General features: G+C 54.0%; 1 protein-coding gene. It reads left to right on the top strand.

Features of this window, described 5'->3' with window-relative positions; translation table 11 throughout:
- On the top strand, positions 1-609 hold a 609-nt coding region (locus AN389_RS19585; protein WP_200911317.1), incomplete at both ends, for an Ig-like domain-containing protein.

The raw sequence follows: 609 nt of genomic DNA, 5'->3' as shown, positions 1-609 counted from the left end.
GCGTGAGCGATAACGCCGGTAATACCACCACGGTTAGTGAAACCGCAACACTGAACACCACCGCGCCAAGCATTAGCATTAATGCCTTGGTAGATACCAACGACACCACACCCACTATTAGCGGAACAAGCGATGCAGCCGATGGCACCACGATTAGCCTTACATTTGTAGACAGTGCAGGCGTTGAAACCACCGCCACCACTACAGTCAGCGGTGGCATCTGGAGCATTGATGCACCAAGTGCTTTAGCTGAAGGCGAATACACGGTCACCGCCGAAGTAGACGATGGTCTAGGGAATATCGGCAGCGCGAGCGAAACCGGTATTATTGACACCACCATACCAGCGATTGAAGTGGATACGCTAAGCGTAACAAACGACACCACACCGACGATTACCGGCACAGCGAATGCACCACAGGGCAGCACCGTGACGGTAGAGATCACCGATAGTAATAACGTGACACATACGGTGACAACGACACTCGGTGCGAATGGCACTTGGGGTGTGGCCGCCTCACAAGTGCTTGCTGAGGGCAGCTACACAGTAAGTGCAAGCGTAAGCGATGCCGCTGGCAATGAAGCCACAGCCTCTGGCTCAGGTGAAGTAG

Source organism: Pseudoalteromonas sp. P1-7a (genome assembly GCF_001401855.1).
Taxonomy (GTDB): Bacteria; Pseudomonadota; Gammaproteobacteria; order Enterobacterales; family Alteromonadaceae; genus Pseudoalteromonas.
The sequence above is the reverse complement of the archived record's forward strand: the minus strand, read 5'-3'. Positions and strand labels throughout refer to the sequence as shown.